The organism is Variovorax sp. RA8 (assembly GCF_901827175.1).
Taxonomy (GTDB): Bacteria; Pseudomonadota; Gammaproteobacteria; order Burkholderiales; family Burkholderiaceae_C; genus Variovorax.
On sequence record NZ_LR594662.1, the window covers coordinates 1576434 to 1593623 of the forward strand.

General features: G+C 68.0%; 17 protein-coding genes. 12 read left to right on the top strand and 5 right to left on the bottom strand.

The annotated features are described in order from the left end of the window. The first annotated feature begins 11 nt into the window (after nucleotides 1-11). The 4 genes from E5P3_RS07500 to E5P3_RS07515 all read left to right on the top strand — a co-directional run bounded on the left by E5P3_RS07500 (nucleotide 12) and on the right by E5P3_RS07515 (nucleotide 4227). Nucleotides 12-1190, top strand: a complete 1179-nt coding sequence (locus E5P3_RS07500; protein WP_162585401.1) for a PepSY-associated TM helix domain-containing protein — start codon at nucleotides 12-14, stop codon at nucleotides 1188-1190. Further along, complete coding sequence (locus E5P3_RS07505; protein WP_162585402.1) at nucleotides 1187-1378, top strand: hypothetical protein; 192 nt, start codon at nucleotides 1187-1189, stop codon at nucleotides 1376-1378. The genes E5P3_RS07500 and E5P3_RS07505 overlap by 4 nt, the downstream gene beginning before the upstream one ends. 67 nt (nucleotides 1379-1445) lie before the next feature. Beyond that, nucleotides 1446-3563: a TonB-dependent receptor family protein gene (locus E5P3_RS07510; RefSeq protein WP_162585403.1), complete on the top strand. Its 2118-nt coding sequence runs from the start codon at nucleotides 1446-1448 to the stop codon at nucleotides 3561-3563. 28 nt (nucleotides 3564-3591) lie between these two features. Further along, entirely contained in the window at nucleotides 3592-4227 is a 636-nt protein-coding gene (locus E5P3_RS07515) for a phosphoribosyltransferase (protein WP_162585404.1), read from the top strand. A gap of 22 nt (nucleotides 4228-4249) precedes the next feature. On the opposite strand, the gene metK is transcribed toward E5P3_RS07515, so the two are convergent. Then, a complete protein-coding gene (metK, locus tag E5P3_RS07520; RefSeq protein WP_162573266.1) occupies nucleotides 4250-5431 on the bottom strand; it encodes a methionine adenosyltransferase in 1182 nt (393 codons plus the stop codon). A 183-nt stretch (nucleotides 5432-5614) separates the two neighbouring features. Between metK and E5P3_RS07525 the strand changes: the two genes are divergently transcribed. Then, nucleotides 5615-6508 carry a lysophospholipid acyltransferase family protein gene (locus E5P3_RS07525; protein WP_162589579.1) on the top strand — a complete coding sequence of 298 codons (894 nt, stop codon included), beginning with the start codon at nucleotides 5615-5617 and terminating at the stop codon, nucleotides 6506-6508. Continuing rightward, nucleotides 6505-7389, top strand: coding sequence for a lysophospholipid acyltransferase family protein (locus tag E5P3_RS07530; RefSeq protein WP_162585405.1), 885 nt, complete (start codon nucleotides 6505-6507; stop codon nucleotides 7387-7389). The genes E5P3_RS07525 and E5P3_RS07530 overlap by 4 nt, the downstream gene beginning before the upstream one ends. Here E5P3_RS07530 and E5P3_RS07535 read toward each other — a convergent pair. Both E5P3_RS07535 and yihA read right to left on the bottom strand, forming a co-directional pair. Continuing rightward, nucleotides 7383-8297, bottom strand: coding sequence for an alpha/beta fold hydrolase (locus tag E5P3_RS07535; protein WP_162585406.1), 915 nt, complete (start codon nucleotides 8295-8297; stop codon nucleotides 7383-7385). The two genes, E5P3_RS07530 and E5P3_RS07535, sit on opposite strands and share 7 nt — an antisense overlap. Then, nucleotides 8294-9031 (bottom strand): ribosome biogenesis GTP-binding protein YihA/YsxC, encoded by a 738-nt coding sequence (gene yihA / locus E5P3_RS07540; RefSeq protein WP_162585407.1) that lies wholly within the window; start codon nucleotides 9029-9031, stop codon nucleotides 8294-8296. The genes E5P3_RS07535 and yihA overlap by 4 nt, the downstream gene beginning before the upstream one ends. Nucleotides 9032-9103: 72 nt before the next feature. Here yihA and E5P3_RS07545 point away from each other — a divergent pair, with 72 nt between their 5' ends. From E5P3_RS07545 to E5P3_RS07565, 5 genes are all read left to right on the top strand, one after another. Continuing rightward, the gene (locus E5P3_RS07545) at nucleotides 9104-9781 is read left to right on the top strand and encodes a c-type cytochrome (RefSeq protein WP_162585408.1); all 678 of its coding nucleotides are present in this window, start codon (nucleotides 9104-9106) and stop codon (nucleotides 9779-9781) included. Nucleotides 9782-9884: 103 nt separating this feature from the next. Continuing rightward, complete coding sequence (locus E5P3_RS07550) at nucleotides 9885-12020, top strand: cytochrome c biogenesis protein ResB (RefSeq protein ID WP_162585409.1); 2136 nt, start codon at nucleotides 9885-9887, stop codon at nucleotides 12018-12020. Between the two features lie 116 nt (nucleotides 12021-12136). Then, on the top strand, nucleotides 12137-13453 hold the full coding sequence (gene ccsB, locus E5P3_RS07555; protein WP_162585410.1) for a c-type cytochrome biogenesis protein CcsB: 1317 nt from the start codon (nucleotides 12137-12139) through the stop codon (nucleotides 13451-13453). A gap of 120 nt (nucleotides 13454-13573) precedes the next feature. Next, complete coding sequence (gene msrP / locus E5P3_RS07560; RefSeq protein ID WP_162585411.1) at nucleotides 13574-14572, top strand: protein-methionine-sulfoxide reductase catalytic subunit MsrP; 999 nt, start codon at nucleotides 13574-13576, stop codon at nucleotides 14570-14572. A 91-nt stretch (nucleotides 14573-14663) separates the two neighbouring features. Beyond that, nucleotides 14664-15308, top strand: a complete 645-nt coding sequence (locus tag E5P3_RS07565; protein ID WP_162589580.1) for a sulfite oxidase heme-binding subunit YedZ — start codon at nucleotides 14664-14666, stop codon at nucleotides 15306-15308. Nucleotides 15309-15314: 6 nt separating this feature from the next. On the opposite strand, the gene lysA is transcribed toward E5P3_RS07565, so the two are convergent. Both lysA and lptM read right to left on the bottom strand, forming a co-directional pair. Then, nucleotides 15315-16595: a diaminopimelate decarboxylase gene (gene lysA / locus E5P3_RS07570; RefSeq protein ID WP_162585412.1), complete on the bottom strand. Its 1281-nt coding sequence runs from the start codon at nucleotides 16593-16595 to the stop codon at nucleotides 15315-15317. Next, a complete protein-coding gene (lptM, locus tag E5P3_RS35745; RefSeq protein WP_232073034.1) occupies nucleotides 16592-16843 on the bottom strand; it encodes an LPS translocon maturation chaperone LptM in 252 nt (83 codons plus the stop codon). The genes lysA and lptM overlap by 4 nt, the downstream gene beginning before the upstream one ends. Nucleotides 16844-16855: 12 nt before the next feature. Between lptM and cyaY the strand changes: the two genes are divergently transcribed. Then, complete coding sequence (gene cyaY, locus E5P3_RS07575; protein WP_162585413.1) at nucleotides 16856-17188, top strand: iron donor protein CyaY; 333 nt, start codon at nucleotides 16856-16858, stop codon at nucleotides 17186-17188. The last annotated feature ends 2 nt before the right edge of the window (nucleotides 17189-17190 follow it).

The window sequence follows — 17190 nt, forward strand, 5'->3', positions numbered from 1 at the left end:
ATCCTCCCGCGATGAACACCAGACGAATCAAGACCTGGGCCTGGGTGCACAAGTGGAGCAGCCTGGTCTGCACCGTGTTCATGCTGCTCCTGTGCATGACCGGGCTGCCGTTGATCTTCCACCACGAGATCGGCCACCTGCTGGGCACCGAGGTCGAGGCGCCGAAGATGGCACCCGGCACACCGCGCGCCAGCCTGGACCGCGTGATCGCGACCGCGCATGCGCTGCATCCCGATCGCGTGGTGCAGTTCGTCTCCCAGCCCGAGGACGACGACGGCCTCTGGTTCGTCACCCTCACGCCCACGCCCGCGCCCACCGATGACTTCAAGTCGGTCGCGGTCGACGCGCGCACCGGGCAGGTGCTGGCGCAGCCCAAGTTCGACGAAGGCTTCATGTGGGTGATGCTCAAGCTCCACGTGGACCTCTTCGCCGGGCTGCCCGGCAAGCTGTTCCTGGGCTTCATGGGCCTGTTGCTGCTGGTGGCCATCGTCAGCGGCGTGGTGCTGTATGCGCCCTTCATGCGCAAGCTCGACTTCGGCACCGTGCGGCGCGAGCGCCGGCCGCGCCTGAAGTGGCTGGATCTGCACAACCTGCTGGGCATCGTCACGCTGGTGTGGGCCTTCACCGTGGGCGCGACCGGCATGATCAACACCTGGGCCGACCTGGTGATCAAGTACTGGCAATACGACCAGCTCAGCGCGCTGCTCGCGCCCTACAAGGGCCAGCCCGAGACGCCCAAGGCCGAGCGCGGCTCGGTGCAGCGTTCGCTGGAGGTCGCGCTGGAACGCGCGCCGGGGATGAAGGTCTCGTTCATCGCCTTCCCGGGCACGGCCTTCTCGAGCCCGCACCACAACACGGTCTTCCTGCGCGGCAACGAGCCCTTCACCTCGCGCCTGCTGCAGCCGGTGCTGGTGGATGCCAGGAGCAACGAATTGACCGCGAGTCCGCAGCTGCCGTGGTACCTCACCGCCCTGCTGGTCTCGCAGCCGCTGCATTTCGGCGACTACGGCGGCATGCCGATGCAGATCCTCTGGGCGCTGCTGGACATCGCCACCATCATCGTGCTGGGCAGTGGTCTCTACCTGTGGCTCAAGCGCGGCAAGGCCGTGGCTGCCGGGGCGCCAGCGCAAGACGCGCCGGCGGCGGCGCCGATGGCGCGGCCGGCCGTGACCGCGAAGGCGGGGTCATGACGAAGCCACGCCATTCTTTCTGGCACCTGTGGGGGTGGCCCATGGTGTTGGGCGTGCTCACGTCCGTCGGCCTGGTGTCGGCGCTCTTCAGCGATGGCGGATTGGGCGATGCGGTGGCCTGGGGCGCACTCGGCATTCCGACGGCGGTGGGCTTCTGGTACGGCTGGCGGCGCCCGCGCAGAGGCTAGGGCGCACTTCGCGCCATAGGGTCTTGCCCGCGACGGCGGGTCGGCGGCTGGCTGCAGAATCGCCGCGATGAAATCCCGCCTCGCCACGGCCGGCCTGCTCGCCGCCGCCTCATGCGCCGCCCAGGCGCAGGACGCTCCGCCCAGTCCCATGCTGCCCGAGATCACCGTGTCCACGCCGCGCGGCGAAGTGCGGCCTTTCGACGTGCCGGGCTCGGTCGACCGGGTCGAGGGCAGCGAGATGCGCGATGCGCGGCTGGGGGTGAACCTTTCCGAGAGCCTGGGCCCGGTGCCGGGGCTGCAGGTCCAGAACCGCCAGAACTACGCGCAGGACCTGCAGCTGTCCATCCGCGGCTTTGGCGCGCGCTCCACCTTCGGCGTGCGCGGCGTGCGCCTCTACGTGGATGGCATCCCGGCCACGCTGCCCGACGGCCAGGGCCAGACCTCCAACATCGACATCGGCTCGGCAGGCCGCGTCGAGATCCTGCGCGGGCCCTTCTCGGCGCTCTACGGCAATTCGTCCGGTGGCGTGGTGCAGGCCTTCACCGAGGAAGGGGAGGGGCCGCCCACGCTGGGCTTCTCGGCGGCCGGCGGCAGCTTCGGCACCTGGCGGGCCGGCACCAAGCTCAGCGGTTCGACCGGCACCGTCGACTACACCCTGAGTGCGAGCCGCTTCCATACCGGCGGCTGGCGCGAGCACAGCGCGGCGGACCGCGAGATCCAGAACGGCAAGCTGGGCTTTGGCCTGGACGACGGCAGCAAGCTCACCCTGGTCTTCAACAGCGTGCATGTCTACGCCCAGGACCCGCTGGGATTGTCGGCCGAGCAGTACGCGCTCGACCCGCGCGCCGCCGGGCTGGCGGCGCAGTTCGACACGCGCAAGACGGTGGACCAGCAGCAGCTGGGCCTCACGTACGAGCGCCGCGTCGATGCGCGCAACACGCTGCGCCTGATGGTCTACGGCGGGCAGCGCAGCACCGTGCAGTTCCAGTCGATCCCGGCCTCGGCACAACTGAGTCCGCTGCATGCCGGCGGTGTGATCGACCTGGCGCGCGACTACGGCGGCGTGGACCTGCGCTGGAGTGCCAACCTTCAGCTGGCCGACCGGCCCTTCGACCTGGTAGCCGGCCTGGCGTACGACAACCTGCGAGAAAAGCGCCGCGGTTTCGAGAACTTCTTCGGGCGCGCGGCGGCGCCGTTGGCGCTCGGCGTGAAGGGCCGGCTGCGCCGTGACGAGCGCAACGAGGTGCGCAACCTCGATCCCTATGTGCAGGGCAGCTGGCGCTTCACCGACCGCTGGACGCTGGAAGCCGGCGTGCGCCGCAGCAACGTGCGCTTCTCCTCGCACGACCTCTACATCCTCGGCCCCAACCGCGACGACAGCGGCAGCGCGCGCTATGGCAAGACCCTGCCCGTGGCCTCGTTGCGCTACCAGGCCACGCCAGACCTGGCGCTCTACGCCTCGGCCGGCCGTGGCTTCGAGACGCCGACGCTCAACGAGCTGTCCTACCGCGCGGACGGCATCGGCGGGCTCAACTTCGGGCTGCAGCCTTCGGTCAACACCAGCGTCGAGGTCGGGGCCAAGGCGCGCCTCGCCGGAGGGCTGCTGACCGCTGCCCTGTTCCAGACCCGCACGCGCGACGAGATCGTGACGAACACCAACGTCGGCGGCCGCGCTACCTTCCAGAACGCCGGACGCACGAAGCGCGATGGCTTCGAACTCGCCTGGCAGCACGAGACCCTGAACCACTGGCGCACGCAGCTGGCCTACACCTGGCTCGACGCGCGCTACCGCGACGGCTTCTGCTCACCTTCGCCCTGCAGTGCGGGCAGCACGGTGCCCGCCGGCAACCGCATCCCGGGCATCGCCGAGCACGCGCTCTTCGCCTCCTTCGGCTGGGTGCCGCCCGAGGGCTGGCGCGCCGGCGCCGAGCTGCGCGCGCTCAGCCGCATCGCGGCCAACGACCGCAACAACGCCCGCGCGCCGGGCTATGCAGTTGCCTCGCTCTACGCCGGCTACGTGAAGCGCTGGGACCGCTGGGACTTCAACGCCTTCGCGCGGGTCGACAACCTCTTCGATCGGCGCTATGTCGGGTCGGTGATCGTCAACGAGGGGAATGCGCGCTACTTCGAGCCAGCCCCGGGGCGCTACTGGACGATCGGCATGGGGGCGGCGTATCGTTTCTGAATTCCCGCAGCTACGACGAGGAGCTCAGATGGAATTCAGGGATCGACACGATGCGGGCCGCACGCTCGCGAGCGCACTTGGGGCGTGGCGGGGCCAGCCTGAGGTGGTGGTGCTGGCGCTGCCGCGCGGCGGTGTGCCGGTGGCCTGGGAAGTCGCCCGGGCGCTGCAGGCACCGCTCGACGTGCTGGTGGTGCGCAAGCTCGGCTTGCCCGGGCATGAGGAGCTCGCGATGGGCGCGATCGCCCCCGGGGGCGTACGCGTGATGTCCGATGTCCCGCGGATGTGGCCGGTGTCCGATGCCGAGTTGGAGCAGGTCATCGAACGCGAGCAGGCCGAACTGGCGCGCCGCGAGCGGCTCTACCGCGGCGAGCGTGCGCCGCTGGCGCTGGCCGGGCGCGTCGTCCTCCTGGTCGACGATGGCCTCGCCACCGGCGCCACCATGCATGCAGCCGTGCTTGCGGTGCGCGCAATGCAGGCGCGGCGCATCGTGGTGGCGGTGCCCGTGGGTTCGAGAGAGGCCGTGCAGCTGCTCAACACGGTGGCCGACGAGGTGGTCTGCGTCCACGCGCCCGAGCCGTTCCGCGCGGTGGGCATCTGGTACGAGGACTTCGGGCAGACCAGCGACGAGGAGGTGCGCCGGCTGCTGCAGGGCGAGGGCGCCTGAACCGACGAGGCGCCCGGGCCCCTCAGCGCCCGGCGGCGGCTCGCAGCGCAGCCGCCTTGCTCGTGTCTTCCCAGGTGAACTCGGGCTCCTCGCGGCCGAAGTGGCCGTAGGCCGCGGTCTTGCCGTAGATCGGGCGCAGCAGGTCCAGCATCTGGATGATGCCCTTGGGACGCAGGTCGAAATGCTCCTGCACCAGTTCCGCGAGCTTCTCGTCCGGGATCACGCCGGTGCCTTCGGTGTAGACCGTCACGTTCATCGGGCGCGCCACGCCGATCGCGTAGGCCACCTGGATCTGGCACTGGCGCGCCAGGCCCGCGGCCACGATGTTCTTGGCCACGTAGCGCGCCGCGTAGGCGGCCGAACGGTCCACCTTGCTCGGGTCCTTGCCCGAGAAGGCGCCGCCGCCGTGCGGGCATGCGCCGCCGTAGGTGTCGACGATGATCTTGCGGCCCGTCAGGCCGCAGTCGCCCTGCGGGCCGCCGATGACGAAGCGGCCGGTCGGGTTGATCAGGTACTTGGTGTCCTTCAGCCATTCCTTGGGCAGGACCGGCTTGATGATCTCCTCGATGATGGCTTCGTTGAACGAGGCCTTCATCTTGGTCGGCGTCTCGCTCTGGTCCGGATGATGCTGGGTGGAGAGCACGACGGTGTCGATGCTGTGCGGCTTGCCGTCCACGTAGCGCATCGTGACCTGGCTCTTGGCGTCCGGGCGCAGGAAGGGCAGGCGGCCGTCCTTGCGCAGCTGGGCCTGGCGCTCCACCAGGCGGTGGGCGTAGTAGATCGGCGCGGGCATCAGCTCGGGCGTCTCGTCGCAGGCGTAGCCGAACATCAGGCCCTGGTCGCCGGCGCCGGTGTTGAGGTGATCGTCGCTCGCGTGGTCGACGCCCTGGGCAATGTCGTTGGACTGCTTGTCGTAGCAGACCATCACCGCGCAACCCTTGTAGTCGATGCCGTAGTCGGTGTTGTCGTAGCCGATGCGCTTGATGGTGTCGCGCGCGACCTGGATGTAGTCGACGTGGGCGTTGGTCGTGATCTCGCCGGCGAGCACCACCAGGCCGGTGTTGGTCAGGGTCTCGGCGGCCACGCGGCTGCGCGGGTCCTGGGCGAAGATCGCGTCGAGGATGGCATCCGAGATCTGGTCCGCGACCTTGTCGGGATGGCCTTCGGAAACCGATTCGGAAGTGAAGAGAAAGTCGTTCGCCATATCGATGAAACTCCAAGCAGTTGAATTGGCGCGTTGCCAATCCATTCGGAGTGTGGCGAACGCTTTAGCAGTGATGTTTAACGTCGCCCTGCAAGTAGTTCCATAACTCAGCGACAATTTCGATTGTATTCGAGCCGCGCGATAGCCCGCGTGCGCGTCCTGGTTTTCACCCCCTCCAACCGGATGATCCTTCTGTTTCGATTGCTCGCCCATGTGCCGTTGCGCTGGATGCATGCCGCCGGCCGCTGCCTGGGCTGGCTGGTTTGGTGGGGTTCGCCCACCTATCGCCAGCGCTTCAAGGAGAACGCCGAGCACGCCGGCTTCACGCCCGCGCAGTACCGCCCGGCCATTGGCGCCGCCGGCGCCATGGCGGCGGAGCTGCCCTGGCTGTGGGCCCGGCCGCAGGGCGAAAGCGTGCTGCCGCGCATCGTGCGCTGGGAGGGCGCGGCCGAACTCGAGGCGGCGCTGGCGGCGCGCAAGGGCGTGATCGTCGCCTCGCCGCATGTCGGTTGCTGGGAGATCCTGGGGCAGGCGCTCGGCGAGCGCTTCGTCGACGCCTACGGCCCGATCACGGCCCTGTTCCGCCCTGCGCGCAAGAAATGGATGGCCGAGCTGATCGGTGCCGGCTCGCGCGAGCGGCGCGGCCTGCAGACGCTGCCCACCAGCGTGGCGGGCGTGCGTGGGCTGATCCGCACGCTGCGGGCCGGCGGCTACACCGGCATCCTGCCGGACCAGGTGCCGCCGCTGGGGCAGGGCGTCTGGGCGCCCTTTTTCGGCCGGCCTGCCTACACCATGACCCTGCTGCCGCGCCTGGCGCAGCAGACGGGGGCGCGTGTCTTCTTCGGCGTATGCGAACGGCTGCCGCGCGGCGCCGGCTATGTCATCCGACTCACGCCCTTCGACGGCACTGCCCTGGGCGACCCGAAGGCCACCCCGGAGGCTGCAGCTGCCGCGATGAACGAAGGCATCGCCGCGCTGATCCGTGCACTGCCGGGCCAGTACGTCTGGGACTACGCGCGCTACAAGCAGCCGCGCGGCGAGGCGGCCGCGGTGACCGAAGCGGAGGCCGCGCGATGAGCGTGTTTTCGCGTCTCGGCATCGTCTTCATGCGCACCCTGGCCCATGTGCCGCTACCGCTGGTCCGCGGTTTCGGCACCGTGCTGGGCCACGTGCTGCACGCCGTCGCCGCGCCGCGCCGGCGCGTGGTCGACGCCAACCTCGCGCTGTGCTTCCCGGACAGGTCGCCGGCCGAGCGGCGGCGCATCGCGCGCGAGACCTTCGTCTACGTGGCGCAGTCCTGGCTGGACCGCAGCTGGCTCTGGCATGCGCCCGAAGAGACCGTGGCCGCGCGGCTGCAGGTGAAGGGTTCGCCGCAGGAGATCGACGAGATCGCCAACGGCAAGGAGCCGATGATCCTCTTCGCGCCGCACTTCTACGGCCTCGATGCGGCGGCCACCGCGCTGACCATGCACACGGCGCGGCCCTCCACCACCATCTACACCACGCAGCGCGATCCGATGGTGGACGAGTGGATCCGCGAGGGCCGCAAGCGCTTCGGCAACGTGATCACGCTCAACCGGGTCGACGGCATCAAGCCGATCATCGCGGGACTGCGCAAGGGCGGCCTGCTGTACCTGCTGCCCGACATGGATTTCGGCCGCGACCAGACCGTCTTCGTGCCCTTCTACGGCGTGCCGGCGGCCACCGTGCCGTCGCTGTCGCGCTTCGCCCGGCTGGGGCGGGCCAAGGTGGTGCCGATCGTCTCGAAGCTCACGCCCACCGGCTACGAGATCGAGGTACTGCCGGCATGGCAGGACTTCCCGACCGAGGACGCGGTGGCCGACACCGCGCTGATGAACCAGCGCCTGCAGGGCTACATCGACACCATGCCCTCGCAGTACTACTGGGTGCACCGGCGCTTCAAGACGCGCCCCGAGGGGGCGGCGCCGGTCTATTGAGTTCGCTGCAGGAAGGCTTCGATCTCGCGGGCCACGAATTCCGGCTGCTCGTGCACGATCCAGTGCGTGGCGTCGGGCACCTTCTTGAGATCGAGCTTCGGCACGTAGTCTTCCAGCCCCTCGAGCAAGCCGGGCAGCAGCGCCTTGTCGTCCAGCGCCCAGAAGACGAAGGTGGGCACCTCCACCACCAGCCGTTCGCGTGGCAGATCGGGGAGCTCGGCGGCAGGCTGGCCGGGCACGGCGGGCTTCATCGGCGTCACGCGGTAGAGGTTGCAGGCGCCCGTGAGGCCGTGGTCCCACACCTCGCGGTACCTGGCCTTGACCTCCTCGGTCAGCCAGCCGTAGCCTTCCGGCCCGGCCTTCATCTGGGTGAACGAGAGCCACATCCGCTTGTAGTCATCGGCCGAGAGCAGCGCTTCGGCGTCGGGCCGCGCGAGAAAGTTCATGTAGGCGCTCGCGGCCTGCTGCGCAGGGTTGTTGCGCAGCTCGCGCACGAAGGTGCCCGGATGCGGCGAATTGATGATGACGAGCCGGCCCAGCTTGTTCGCGTGCTGGTTGCCATAGCCCCAGCCGAAGGCCCCGCCCCAGTCGTGCGCGACCAGCACCTCGATGCGGCCGTCCTCGCGCTCGCTCTGCGCGAGCTGCTCGATGTCCTGGATCAGCAGGTGCGCACGATAGGCCGACACCTCGGTCGGGGAGCTCGACTTCTCGAAGCCGCGCAGGTTCGGCGCCACGCAGCGCCAGCCGCCGTGCTCGGGCTGGCTGAAATGCTCGAGCAACTCGTCCCAGATGAAGGCGGCTTCAGGAAAGCCGTGCAGGAAAACCATCAAGGGGCGGCCGGGTTCGCCTGCGGCGCGGCAGCTGAGCGTGGTGCCGTTGGGCAGCGCTCGGGCAAAGGTCTGGATCATGGCGGGCTGTCTCCTTCGGTCGATTGTGGAAGCAGCTCGTCCTGCGGATGGGCCCAGCGCCACAGCAGTTCGGCCGCCTCGTCCACTCCCTGTTGCTTCAAGGCCGAGAACAGTTTGACCTCGCCGCCGCCGGCCTGCAGTCTCACGATCGACAGCGCCTTGGCGCCGTCCGAGCGTGTCAGCTTGTCAGCCTTGGTCAGCAGCACGAGGAACTTCAGGCCCTGCTCGACCCGCGGGCGGATCACCTCCAGCAGGATCTCGTCGAGCTCGGTGAGGCCGTGGCGCGGGTCGCACATCAGCACCACGCCGCGCAGGCTCTCGCGCGTCATCAGGTAGTTGCCCATGACGCGCTGCCAGCGCAGCTTCGCCTCGCGCGGCACGGCCGCGTAGCCGTAGCCCGGCAGGTCGGCCAGCACGGCGTCGTCCACCTTCTGCTTGCCGACGCCGAACAGGTTGATGTGCTGGGTGCGGCCCGGCGTCTTGGAGGCGAAGGCCAGGCGGGTCTGCTGGGTGAGGGTGTTGATGGCGGTCGACTTGCCGGCGTTCGACCGCCCGACGAAGGCGATCTCCGGCAGCTCGAGGGGCGGCAGGTGCTCCAGCTGCGGCGCGCTGGTAAGGAAGTGGGCGGTGTGCAGCCAGCCGCGCGCGATGCGGATGCGTTCTGCCGCCGCGGCATCCACGACAGCGGCCGTGCGGGAGAAGGGGGCGGCCGGCTTGCGGCTCGGGGTGGTCATGGGTGGAGCCTCGGTAACGGGGCGCCATTGTAGAATCGCGCGGTTTTGCGCCATAAATCCAGAGCCCCCGATATGAAGTTGTTTGCCCGTTTCCTGCTTGCAGCCCTCATTGGCGCCGCCGCCAGCACCAGCTTCGCGGCCGACGATCCGGAGGCCAAGCCGGCTGCCGCCGCGGCTCCCGCCAAGGTAGCCAAGCCCGATCCGGCCAAGGGCGACACCGTCTTCAACAACACCCCGGCCAACAGCCAGAGCTGCGCCTCCTGCCACAACGCGGACGGCAACTCGGCGATCGCGGCCAACCCCAAGCTGGCGCAACAGCACCCCGAATACATCCTCAAGCAGCTGCAGGACTTCAAGTCCGGCAAGCGCAAGAGCGCGATCATGAAGCCGCTGGCCTCGGCCCTGTCCGAGGAGGACATGCGCAACGTCGCCTGGTTCGTCGGCTCCAAGAAGGTCAAGCCCGGCTTCGCGAAAGAGAAGGACCTGGTCGCCCTGGGCGAGAAGATCTACCGCGGCGGTATCGGCGAGCGCCAGATCCCGGCCTGCGCCGGCTGCCACAGCCCCAACGGCGCCGGCATCCCGGCCCAGTATCCGCGCCTGGGCGGCCAGCATGCCGACTACACCACCGCCCAGCTCAACCAGTTCCGCGACGGCACGCGCCAGAACAGCCCCCAGATGACCGGCGTGGCCGCCAAGCTCAATGACCGCGAGATCAAGGCTGTGGCCGACTACATCGCCGGCCTGCGTTGATGGCCACGACGCCAGCGTGAACTAACCGCCGATAACAAACCCCAACAGGGCGGGCCGGTCCAGCAAGGATGGCCCGCCTTTTTGCTTTCCACCGCCCACATCCATGTCAGCAGTCTCCACCCACGGCCTTCGCGTCCGCCGCGGTCCCCACGCGGTCCGCGCGGCGGTGGAATTGCTGTCGTCGATGCGCTTCGCGATCGCGCTGCTGACGGTTATCTGCATCGCATCCATCATCGGCACGGTGCTCAAGCAGCACGAGCCGATCAACAACTACATCAACCAGTTCGGCCCCTTCTGGGCCGAGGTATTCCGTGCGGCGCGGCTCGATTCGATCTACAGCGCCTGGTGGTTCCTGCTGATCCTGACTTTCCTGGTGGTCAGTACCTCGCTGTGCATCGCCCGCAACACGCCGCGCATCTTCACCGACCTGAAGAACTTCAAGGAGAGCATCCGCGTCCAGAGCCTGCGTGCCTTCGGCCAGCGTGCGGAGACCGCGCTCGACGAAACGCCCGACGTCGCGGCCAACCGCATCGGCCAACTGCTCGCGGGCGGTGGCTGGAAGGTCAAGCTGCAGCACCGCGATGGCGACGGCTGGATGGTGGCGGCGCGCGCGGGCGGCGCCCACAAGCTCGGCTACATCGCGGCGCACAGCGCCATCGTGCTGGTATGCCTGGGCGGGCTGCTCGATGGCGATCTGGTGGTGCGCGCCCAGACCTGGTTCAACGGCAAGAGCGTCTATACCGGCGGCGGGCTGATCGCCGATGTGGCACCGCAGCATCGCCTGTCCCCCAGCAACCCCACCTTCCGCGGCAACATCCTCGTGCCCGAAGGCGGGCAGTCCAGCGTCGCCATCCTGAACCAGGCCGATGGCGTGCTGCTGCAGGACCTTCCCTTTTCCATCGAACTGAAGAAGTTCATCGTCGACTACTACTCGACCGGCATGCCCAAGCTGTTCGCCAGCGAGGTGGTGCTGCACGATCGCGCGACCGGCCAGCAGGTGCCCGCGCGGATCGAGGTGAACCATCCGGCCAGCTACAAGGGCATCGAGATCTACCAGTCCAGCTTCGACGACGGCGGCTCCACCGTGAAGCTCAAGGCGGTGCCGATGGCGGCGGCTGCCAAGCCTTTCGAGGTCGAGGGCATCATCGGCAACAGCTCGGAGATCACCAACGGCAGCGAGCGGCTGACGCTGGAGTACACGGCGCTGCGCGTGATCAATGTCGAGAACTTCGGCGACGCCGGGGCCCTGACGAGCGGTGTCGACGTGCGCAAGGTCGACCTGCGCAACGACATCGAGTCGCGCCTGGGCGCGGCCAACAAGACCAACAAGCCCAAGGTGCTGCGCAACATCGGCCCGAGCATCGGCTACAAGCTGCGCGATGCCGCGGGCCAGGCGCGCGAGTACCAGAACTACATGGTGCCGGTCGACACCGGCGACGGCCAACCCGTGTTCCTGCTCGGCATGCGCGAACGGCCGGAGGAGCCCTTCCGCTACCTGCGGGTGCCGGCCGACGAGCAGGGATCGATGGACGGCTTCGTGCGCATGCGCGCGGCCCTGGCCGACGCGGACACCCGCACGCGCGCGATCGAGCGCTACATCGCGCGCGCCGCCGACCCCCAGCGGCCCGAGCTGGCCGGTCAGCTGCGCATCTCGGCCAGCCGCGCACTCGCGCTGTTCGCGGGTGCCGAGCGCGCGAAGGCCGACGCGGTGAGCGGCGGCGGCTGGCAGGCGATCGCCGAGTTCATGGAGGCGAACGTGCCCGAGGCCGAGCGCGAGCGGGCCGGCGCGGTGCTGGTGCGCATCCTCAACGATGCGCTGTTCGAGGTGCTGAACCTGAGCCGCGAGAAGGCGGGCCTGGCGGCGCTGCCCGCCGACGAGAAATCCCAGGCCTTCCTGACGCAGGCGGTGCTGGCCATCAGCGACGCCTATTTCTATCCTGCGCCGGTGGCGATGATGATGACCGACTTCAAGCAGGTGCAGGCCAGCGTGTTCCAGGTCGCCCGCGCCCCTGGCAAGAACGTTGTCTACCTCGGCTGCCTGTTGCTGATCGTGGGTATTTTTGCCATGCTGTACGTTCGCGAGCGCAGGCTCTGGGTATGGCTCGCGAAAGACGCGGGCGCCGGCGGCACGAGGGCCACGATGGCCTACTCGGTAAACCGCAAGACCATCGACAGCGACCGCGAGTTCGAGCGCCTGAAGGACAGGCTGCTCGCCATCGGGAAGGACGGTGCTTCATGAGCCGCACGGCCGCTCCGAAGGCGAATAGCACGGTAGCCGCAGGCGAAGGTGCTCCAGTGAACTGCGGGGCCGCTCCCAGGGCGGATACCACAGCGCATGGCACAGAGGCTTAAGCAATGACCACGACCACTCTCACACTGAACGACGGCTTCCTGTCGCGCCGCAACGCTTTCGACTGGGTGTTCGCCGCCCTCGTCGTGGCCGGCGGACTCTTCGCCTTTGCGCGCTATGCGGGCGCGATGGACGTCTACGAAAAGGTGATCCTGCTGGCCGCCATGCCCTTCGCCGTCTGGCTGGGCTGGTTCTGGCGGCCGTTGCGGGTGCTGGCGATCGTGGTGGCCGCGGCCGCGCTGCTGGGCATCGTTTCCTACCAGGGCGACCTGGCGCGCGCCGACACCGTTTTCTGGCTCAAGTACTTCCTGTCCAGCCAGTCGGCCATCCTTTGGATGAGCGTCCTCTTCTTCATGAGCACGCTGTTCTACTGGATCGGCTTCTTCGGCGGCCGGCAGGCCGATACCATGGACCTGATCGGCTCGCGCCTGGCCTGGGCGGCGGTCACGATGGCGCTGATCGGCACGATGGTGCGCTGGTACGAAAGCCATCAACTGGGCCCGGACATCGGCCATATCCCGGTCAGCAATCTCTACGAAGTCTTCGTGCTGTTCTGCTGGCTGACGGCCGCCTTCTACCTGTACTTCGAGTCGCGCTACCGAACCCGGGCGCTGGGCGCCTTCGTGATGCTGGTGGTGAGCGCAGCGGTCGGTTTCCTGCTCTGGTACACGCTGGTGCGCGAGGCGCACGAGATCCAGCCCCTGGTGCCGGCCCTGCAGAGCTGGTGGATGAAGCTGCACGTGCCGGCCAACTTCATCGGCTACGGCACCTTCGCGCTGGCGGCAATGGTCGCCTTCGCCTACCTCATCAAGGAGCAGGCGCAGGAGACGCGCTGGTACAAGCTCACGCCGATGTGGCTCCTGGGCGTGGCTCTGTGCTTCGTGCCGGTGGCATTCCGCCAGCGGGCACAAGAGGCAGGCGGCAGCTACTGGTTCGTCTACGCGGCCATTTCGGCGCTGATCGCGGCGGGCATCCTGCTGGGCCGCAAGCGCATCGCGGCACGCCTGCCGGCCAACGAGGTGCTGGACGACGTGATGTACAAGTCCATCACGGTCGGCTTCGCCTTTTTCACCATCGCCACCGTGCTCGGCGCGCTGTGGGCGGCCGATGCCTGGGGCGGATACTGGAGCTGGGACCCGAAGGAAACCTGGGCGCTGATTGTCTGGCTCAACTATGCGGCGTGGCTGCACATGCGGCTGGTCAAGGGGTTGCGGGGCACCGTTGCGGCCTGGTGGGCGCTGGGCGGACTGGCCGTGACCACCTTCGCTTTCCTGGGCGTCAACATGTTCCTGAGCGGCTTGCACAGCTACGGAACCTTGTAGCAGCCGCCGCCCGCAGGTCGGGCGGGCAAGCTGAAACCGGCGGAACGTCCGGCGCGTAACCGAATCAGCATTGGGAACGAATTAGATCCCAGTACAGCAGAAACAGGCGAAAGGCGACCCATGTTGATTCGATCCAAGGACCAAGGCTTCATCCATCCGCATCCCAGCGAAATCACGCCGCGCGCGGCCTATGAAGGGCGGCGCGACCTGCTCAAGCTGCTGGCCACCGGCGTAGCCGGCGCGGCCATGGCCTCCTGGGCCGGGCGCGAGGCACTGGCCCAGGCCGCCGCACCGGGCAAGCTGGCCCCGCTGAAAGGCGAGAAGTCGGCCGTGGCCGGCGCGCAGACCATGGAGAAGCTGACCGACTACAAGGACGCCACCAGCTACAACAACTATTACGAGTTCGGCACGGACAAGGGCGACCCGGTGAAGAACGCCGGCACGCTGAAGACGCGGCCCTGGACCGTCGAGGTCGAAGGGCTGGTCAAGAAGCCGGGCAAGTACGCCATCGAGGACCTGATCAAGCTCAGCGCGCAGGAAGAGCGTATCTATCGGCTGCGCTGCGTCGAGGGCTGGTCGATGGTGATCCCGTGGGTCGGCTACTCGCTCGCCGAGCTCATCAAGCGGGTCGAGCCGCAGGGCAATGCCAAGTACGTCGAATTCGTCACGCTGGCCGATCCCAAGACCATGCCCTTCGTCGGCTCGCGCGTGCTCGACTGGCCCTACGCCGAAGGCCTGCGCATGGACGAGGCGATGCATCCGCTGACCCTCCTCACCTTCGGCATGTACGGCGAAGTGCTGCCCAGCCAGAACGGCGCGCCCGTGCGCATCGTGGTGCCGTGGAAGTACGGCTTCAAGAGCGCCAAGTCGATCGTCAAGATCCGCTTCGTCGAGAAGGAGCCGGGCACGGCCTGGAACAAGGCGGCGGCGCAGGAGTACGGCTTCTATTCGAACGTCAATCCCAACGTGGACCACCCGCGCTGGAGCCAGGCGACCGAGCGCCGCATCGGCGACGGCAGCGGGCTGTTCGCCAAGCGCCACAAGACGCTGATCTTCAATGGGTACGAGGCACAGGTCGGCCAGCTCTACGCCGGCATGGACCTGAAGAAGTTCTATTGATATGCCTGCCTCAAAGCTTGGTACTGACGTGTCATCGCGAGCCTCCAAGGGAGCGCAAGCCGCCCCGGGGCGGCCTGGCGGCTTGGCGACGATAAACAAGCTGCTCTTGCACCCGGCGGCCAAGCCCCTGGTCTTCGTGCTGTGCCTGTTGCCTTTCGCCTGGCTGGCCTGGGGCGCCTTCACCGACGGGCTGGGCGCCAATCCGGCGGAGTACCTGATCCGGTCGACGGGCGACTGGACGCTGCGCTTCATCTGCATCGTTCTCGCGGTGACGCCGCTGCGCGTGATGACCCGGACCAATGCATTGGCGCGCTTTCGGCGCATGCTGGGCCTGTTCGCATACTTCTACGTGGTGGTCCACCTGCTGAGCTACAGCCTGTTCGACATGGGTTTCGACATCCCGGAGATCGCCAAGGACATCGCCAAGCGGCCCTTCATCCTGGTGGGCTTCGGCGCCTTCGTGCTGCTCACGCCGCTCGCGGCCACCTCCTTCAACCGCGCAATCAAGGCCATGGGTGCGAAGCGCTGGCAGACGCTTCACAAGCTGGTCTATTTGATCGCTGGCCTGGGCCTGCTGCACTTCTTCTGGATGCGGGCGGGGAAGAACAACTTTGCGGAAGTCTTCGTCTATGCCGCCATCATCGCGGTACTGCTGGGATGGCGAGTCTGGAACTTCACGAGGACCAGGAGGGCGTCGGGGCCTGCTCCGGCCGGGCGCGTGCAGCTAAGCAAATGAGGGCGCTCAGCCCTCGAATTGCTCGCAGCGCAACTGGTCCTCGATGCTTTCACGGCGGCGGATCAGCGTGGCGTGGTCGCCGCTGACCAGCAACTCGGCCGCGCGGCCGCGGGTGTTGTAGTTGCTCGCCATCGCCATCGAATAGGCGCCAGCCGACAGCACCGCCAGCAAGTCGCCGGCCTGCACATCGAGCGCGCGGTCACGACCGAGCCAGTCGCCGCTCTCGCAGACCGGGCCGACGACGTCGTAGCTGACGGTCTCGCCCTGGCGCGGCGTCACCGGGACGATCCGGTGGAAGGCCTGGTACATCGCCGGCCGCGGCAAGTCGTTCATCGCCGCATCGACGATGCAGAAGTTCTTGGCCTCGCCGGGCTTGGTATAGAGCACTTCCGTCACGCAGACACCGGCATTGCCCACCAGAGAGCGCCCGGGCTCCACGATCAGCCTGCGCTTTCCGAAGCCGCGTGCATCGAGGCGCACGAGCAACTGCCGCCACAGCGCATCGGCCGCGGGCGGCGTGTCGCCGTTGTAGTCGATGCCCAGTCCGCCGCCGAAGTCCAGGTGGTGCAGTGCGATGCCGGCTTTCTCGATGGCCTCGACCAGGTCGAGCACCCGCTCCAGCGCCTCGAGGTAGGGCTCGGCCTCGGTGATCTGCGAGCCGATATGGCAATCGATACCGACCACCCGCAGGCCCTTCAGCGAGGCCGCGTGCTGGTAGATGCCGAGCGCGCGGTCGTGCGCGATGCCGAACTTGTTGCCCTTGAGACCGGTGGAGATGTAAGGATGCGTCTTCGGGTCGACGTTGGGATTGATGCGCACGCTGATCGCGGCCCGGTGTCCTTCCTCGAGCGCGACCGCGTTGAGCACATCGATCTCGGCTTCGCTCTCCACGTTGAAGCAGCCGATGCCTGCCGCCAGCGCTTGCCGCATCTCCTGTTTCGTCTTGCCGACGCCGGAAAAGATCACCTTGGCGGGATCGGCGCCCGCTGCGAGGACCCGCGCGAGCTCGCCGCCGGAGACGATGTCGAAGCCGCAGCCCGCCTCGGCAAAGATACGCAGCACGCCCAGCGCGGAGTTGGCCTTGATGGCGTAGCAGACCAGCGCGTCGCGCCCTTCGAAGCCGCGCTGGTACGCGGCCAGTGCGTCGAGCATCCATTGCTTCGAGTAGACGAAAAGCGGCGTGCCGTGCTCGCGCGCCAGCTCGGGCAGCGCCACTGCCTCGACGTGCAGCGTGCCGTTCTTGTACGCGATGCAGGGATGGCCAGGGAGGCGTTCGGCGCTCGTCACTTCGTTCCTTCGCGAGTTGCGGGTGCGCTGCTGGCGGCCGCGGGAACGGGCGCAGCGCCCGCCCCGGGGCTTGCTGCACCATCGGCACTACCCGAACGCGGGACGAGCAGCCCTGGAAGCGTGGCGCGATTCGTCGCGGCCGGATCGGTGGGCAGGTAGAGCGCACCCTTCTGGCCGCAACCGGCGAGCGCGACCCCGACGGTCGCGAGGCCAATCGCGCTCACTAGAATTTGACGAACATTCAGCATGACGAAATTGTAATGACCGACCCCGAGTACATGGACCGCGCGGAGGCCGCGCTGGCCGCCATCGAACGCAGCTGCGATCACATCAACGATACGACCGATGCCGACATCGACAACCAGCGCGTGGGGGGCATGATCACCATCACCTTCCGCAACGGCAGCCAGCTGATCATCAACCTGCAGAAACCCTTGCAGGAGATCTGGCTGGCGGCGCGCTCGGGCGGATACCACTACCGGCACGACGGCCGTGCATGGGTCGACACCAAGACGAGCGAGGAGTTCTTCGCCCAGCTGTCACGGGAGGCGAGCGCCCAGGCCGGCGTGCCGCTGCAGTTCAGTGCCGGCTGAGT

What these genes read in the sequence shown, in the direction of transcription:
- E5P3_RS07500 (WP_162585401.1), top strand. Translation starts at nt 12, where the DNA reads ATGAACACCAGACGAATCAAGACCTGGGCCTGGGTGCACAAGTGGAGC.
- E5P3_RS07505 (WP_162585402.1), top strand. Translation starts at nt 1,187, where the DNA reads ATGACGAAGCCACGCCATTCTTTCTGGCACCTGTGGGGGTGGCCCATG.
- E5P3_RS07510 (WP_162585403.1), top strand. Translation starts at nt 1,446, where the DNA reads ATGAAATCCCGCCTCGCCACGGCCGGCCTGCTCGCCGCCGCCTCATGC.
- E5P3_RS07515 (WP_162585404.1), top strand. Translation starts at nt 3,592, where the DNA reads ATGGAATTCAGGGATCGACACGATGCGGGCCGCACGCTCGCGAGCGCA.
- metK (WP_162573266.1), bottom strand. Translation starts at nt 5,431, where the DNA reads ATGGCGAACGACTTTCTCTTCACTTCCGAATCGGTTTCCGAAGGCCAT.
- E5P3_RS07525 (WP_162589579.1), top strand. Translation starts at nt 5,615, where the DNA reads ATGATCCTTCTGTTTCGATTGCTCGCCCATGTGCCGTTGCGCTGGATG.
- E5P3_RS07530 (WP_162585405.1), top strand. Translation starts at nt 6,505, where the DNA reads ATGAGCGTGTTTTCGCGTCTCGGCATCGTCTTCATGCGCACCCTGGCC.
- E5P3_RS07535 (WP_162585406.1), bottom strand. Translation starts at nt 8,297, where the DNA reads ATGATCCAGACCTTTGCCCGAGCGCTGCCCAACGGCACCACGCTCAGC.
- yihA (WP_162585407.1), bottom strand. Translation starts at nt 9,031, where the DNA reads ATGACCACCCCGAGCCGCAAGCCGGCCGCCCCCTTCTCCCGCACGGCC.
- E5P3_RS07545 (WP_162585408.1), top strand. Translation starts at nt 9,104, where the DNA reads ATGAAGTTGTTTGCCCGTTTCCTGCTTGCAGCCCTCATTGGCGCCGCC.
- E5P3_RS07550 (WP_162585409.1), top strand. Translation starts at nt 9,885, where the DNA reads ATGTCAGCAGTCTCCACCCACGGCCTTCGCGTCCGCCGCGGTCCCCAC.
- ccsB (WP_162585410.1), top strand. Translation starts at nt 12,137, where the DNA reads ATGACCACGACCACTCTCACACTGAACGACGGCTTCCTGTCGCGCCGC.
- msrP (WP_162585411.1), top strand. Translation starts at nt 13,574, where the DNA reads ATGTTGATTCGATCCAAGGACCAAGGCTTCATCCATCCGCATCCCAGC.
- lptM (WP_232073034.1), bottom strand. Translation starts at nt 16,843, where the DNA reads ATGCTGAATGTTCGTCAAATTCTAGTGAGCGCGATTGGCCTCGCGACC.
- cyaY (WP_162585413.1), top strand. Translation starts at nt 16,856, where the DNA reads ATGACCGACCCCGAGTACATGGACCGCGCGGAGGCCGCGCTGGCCGCC.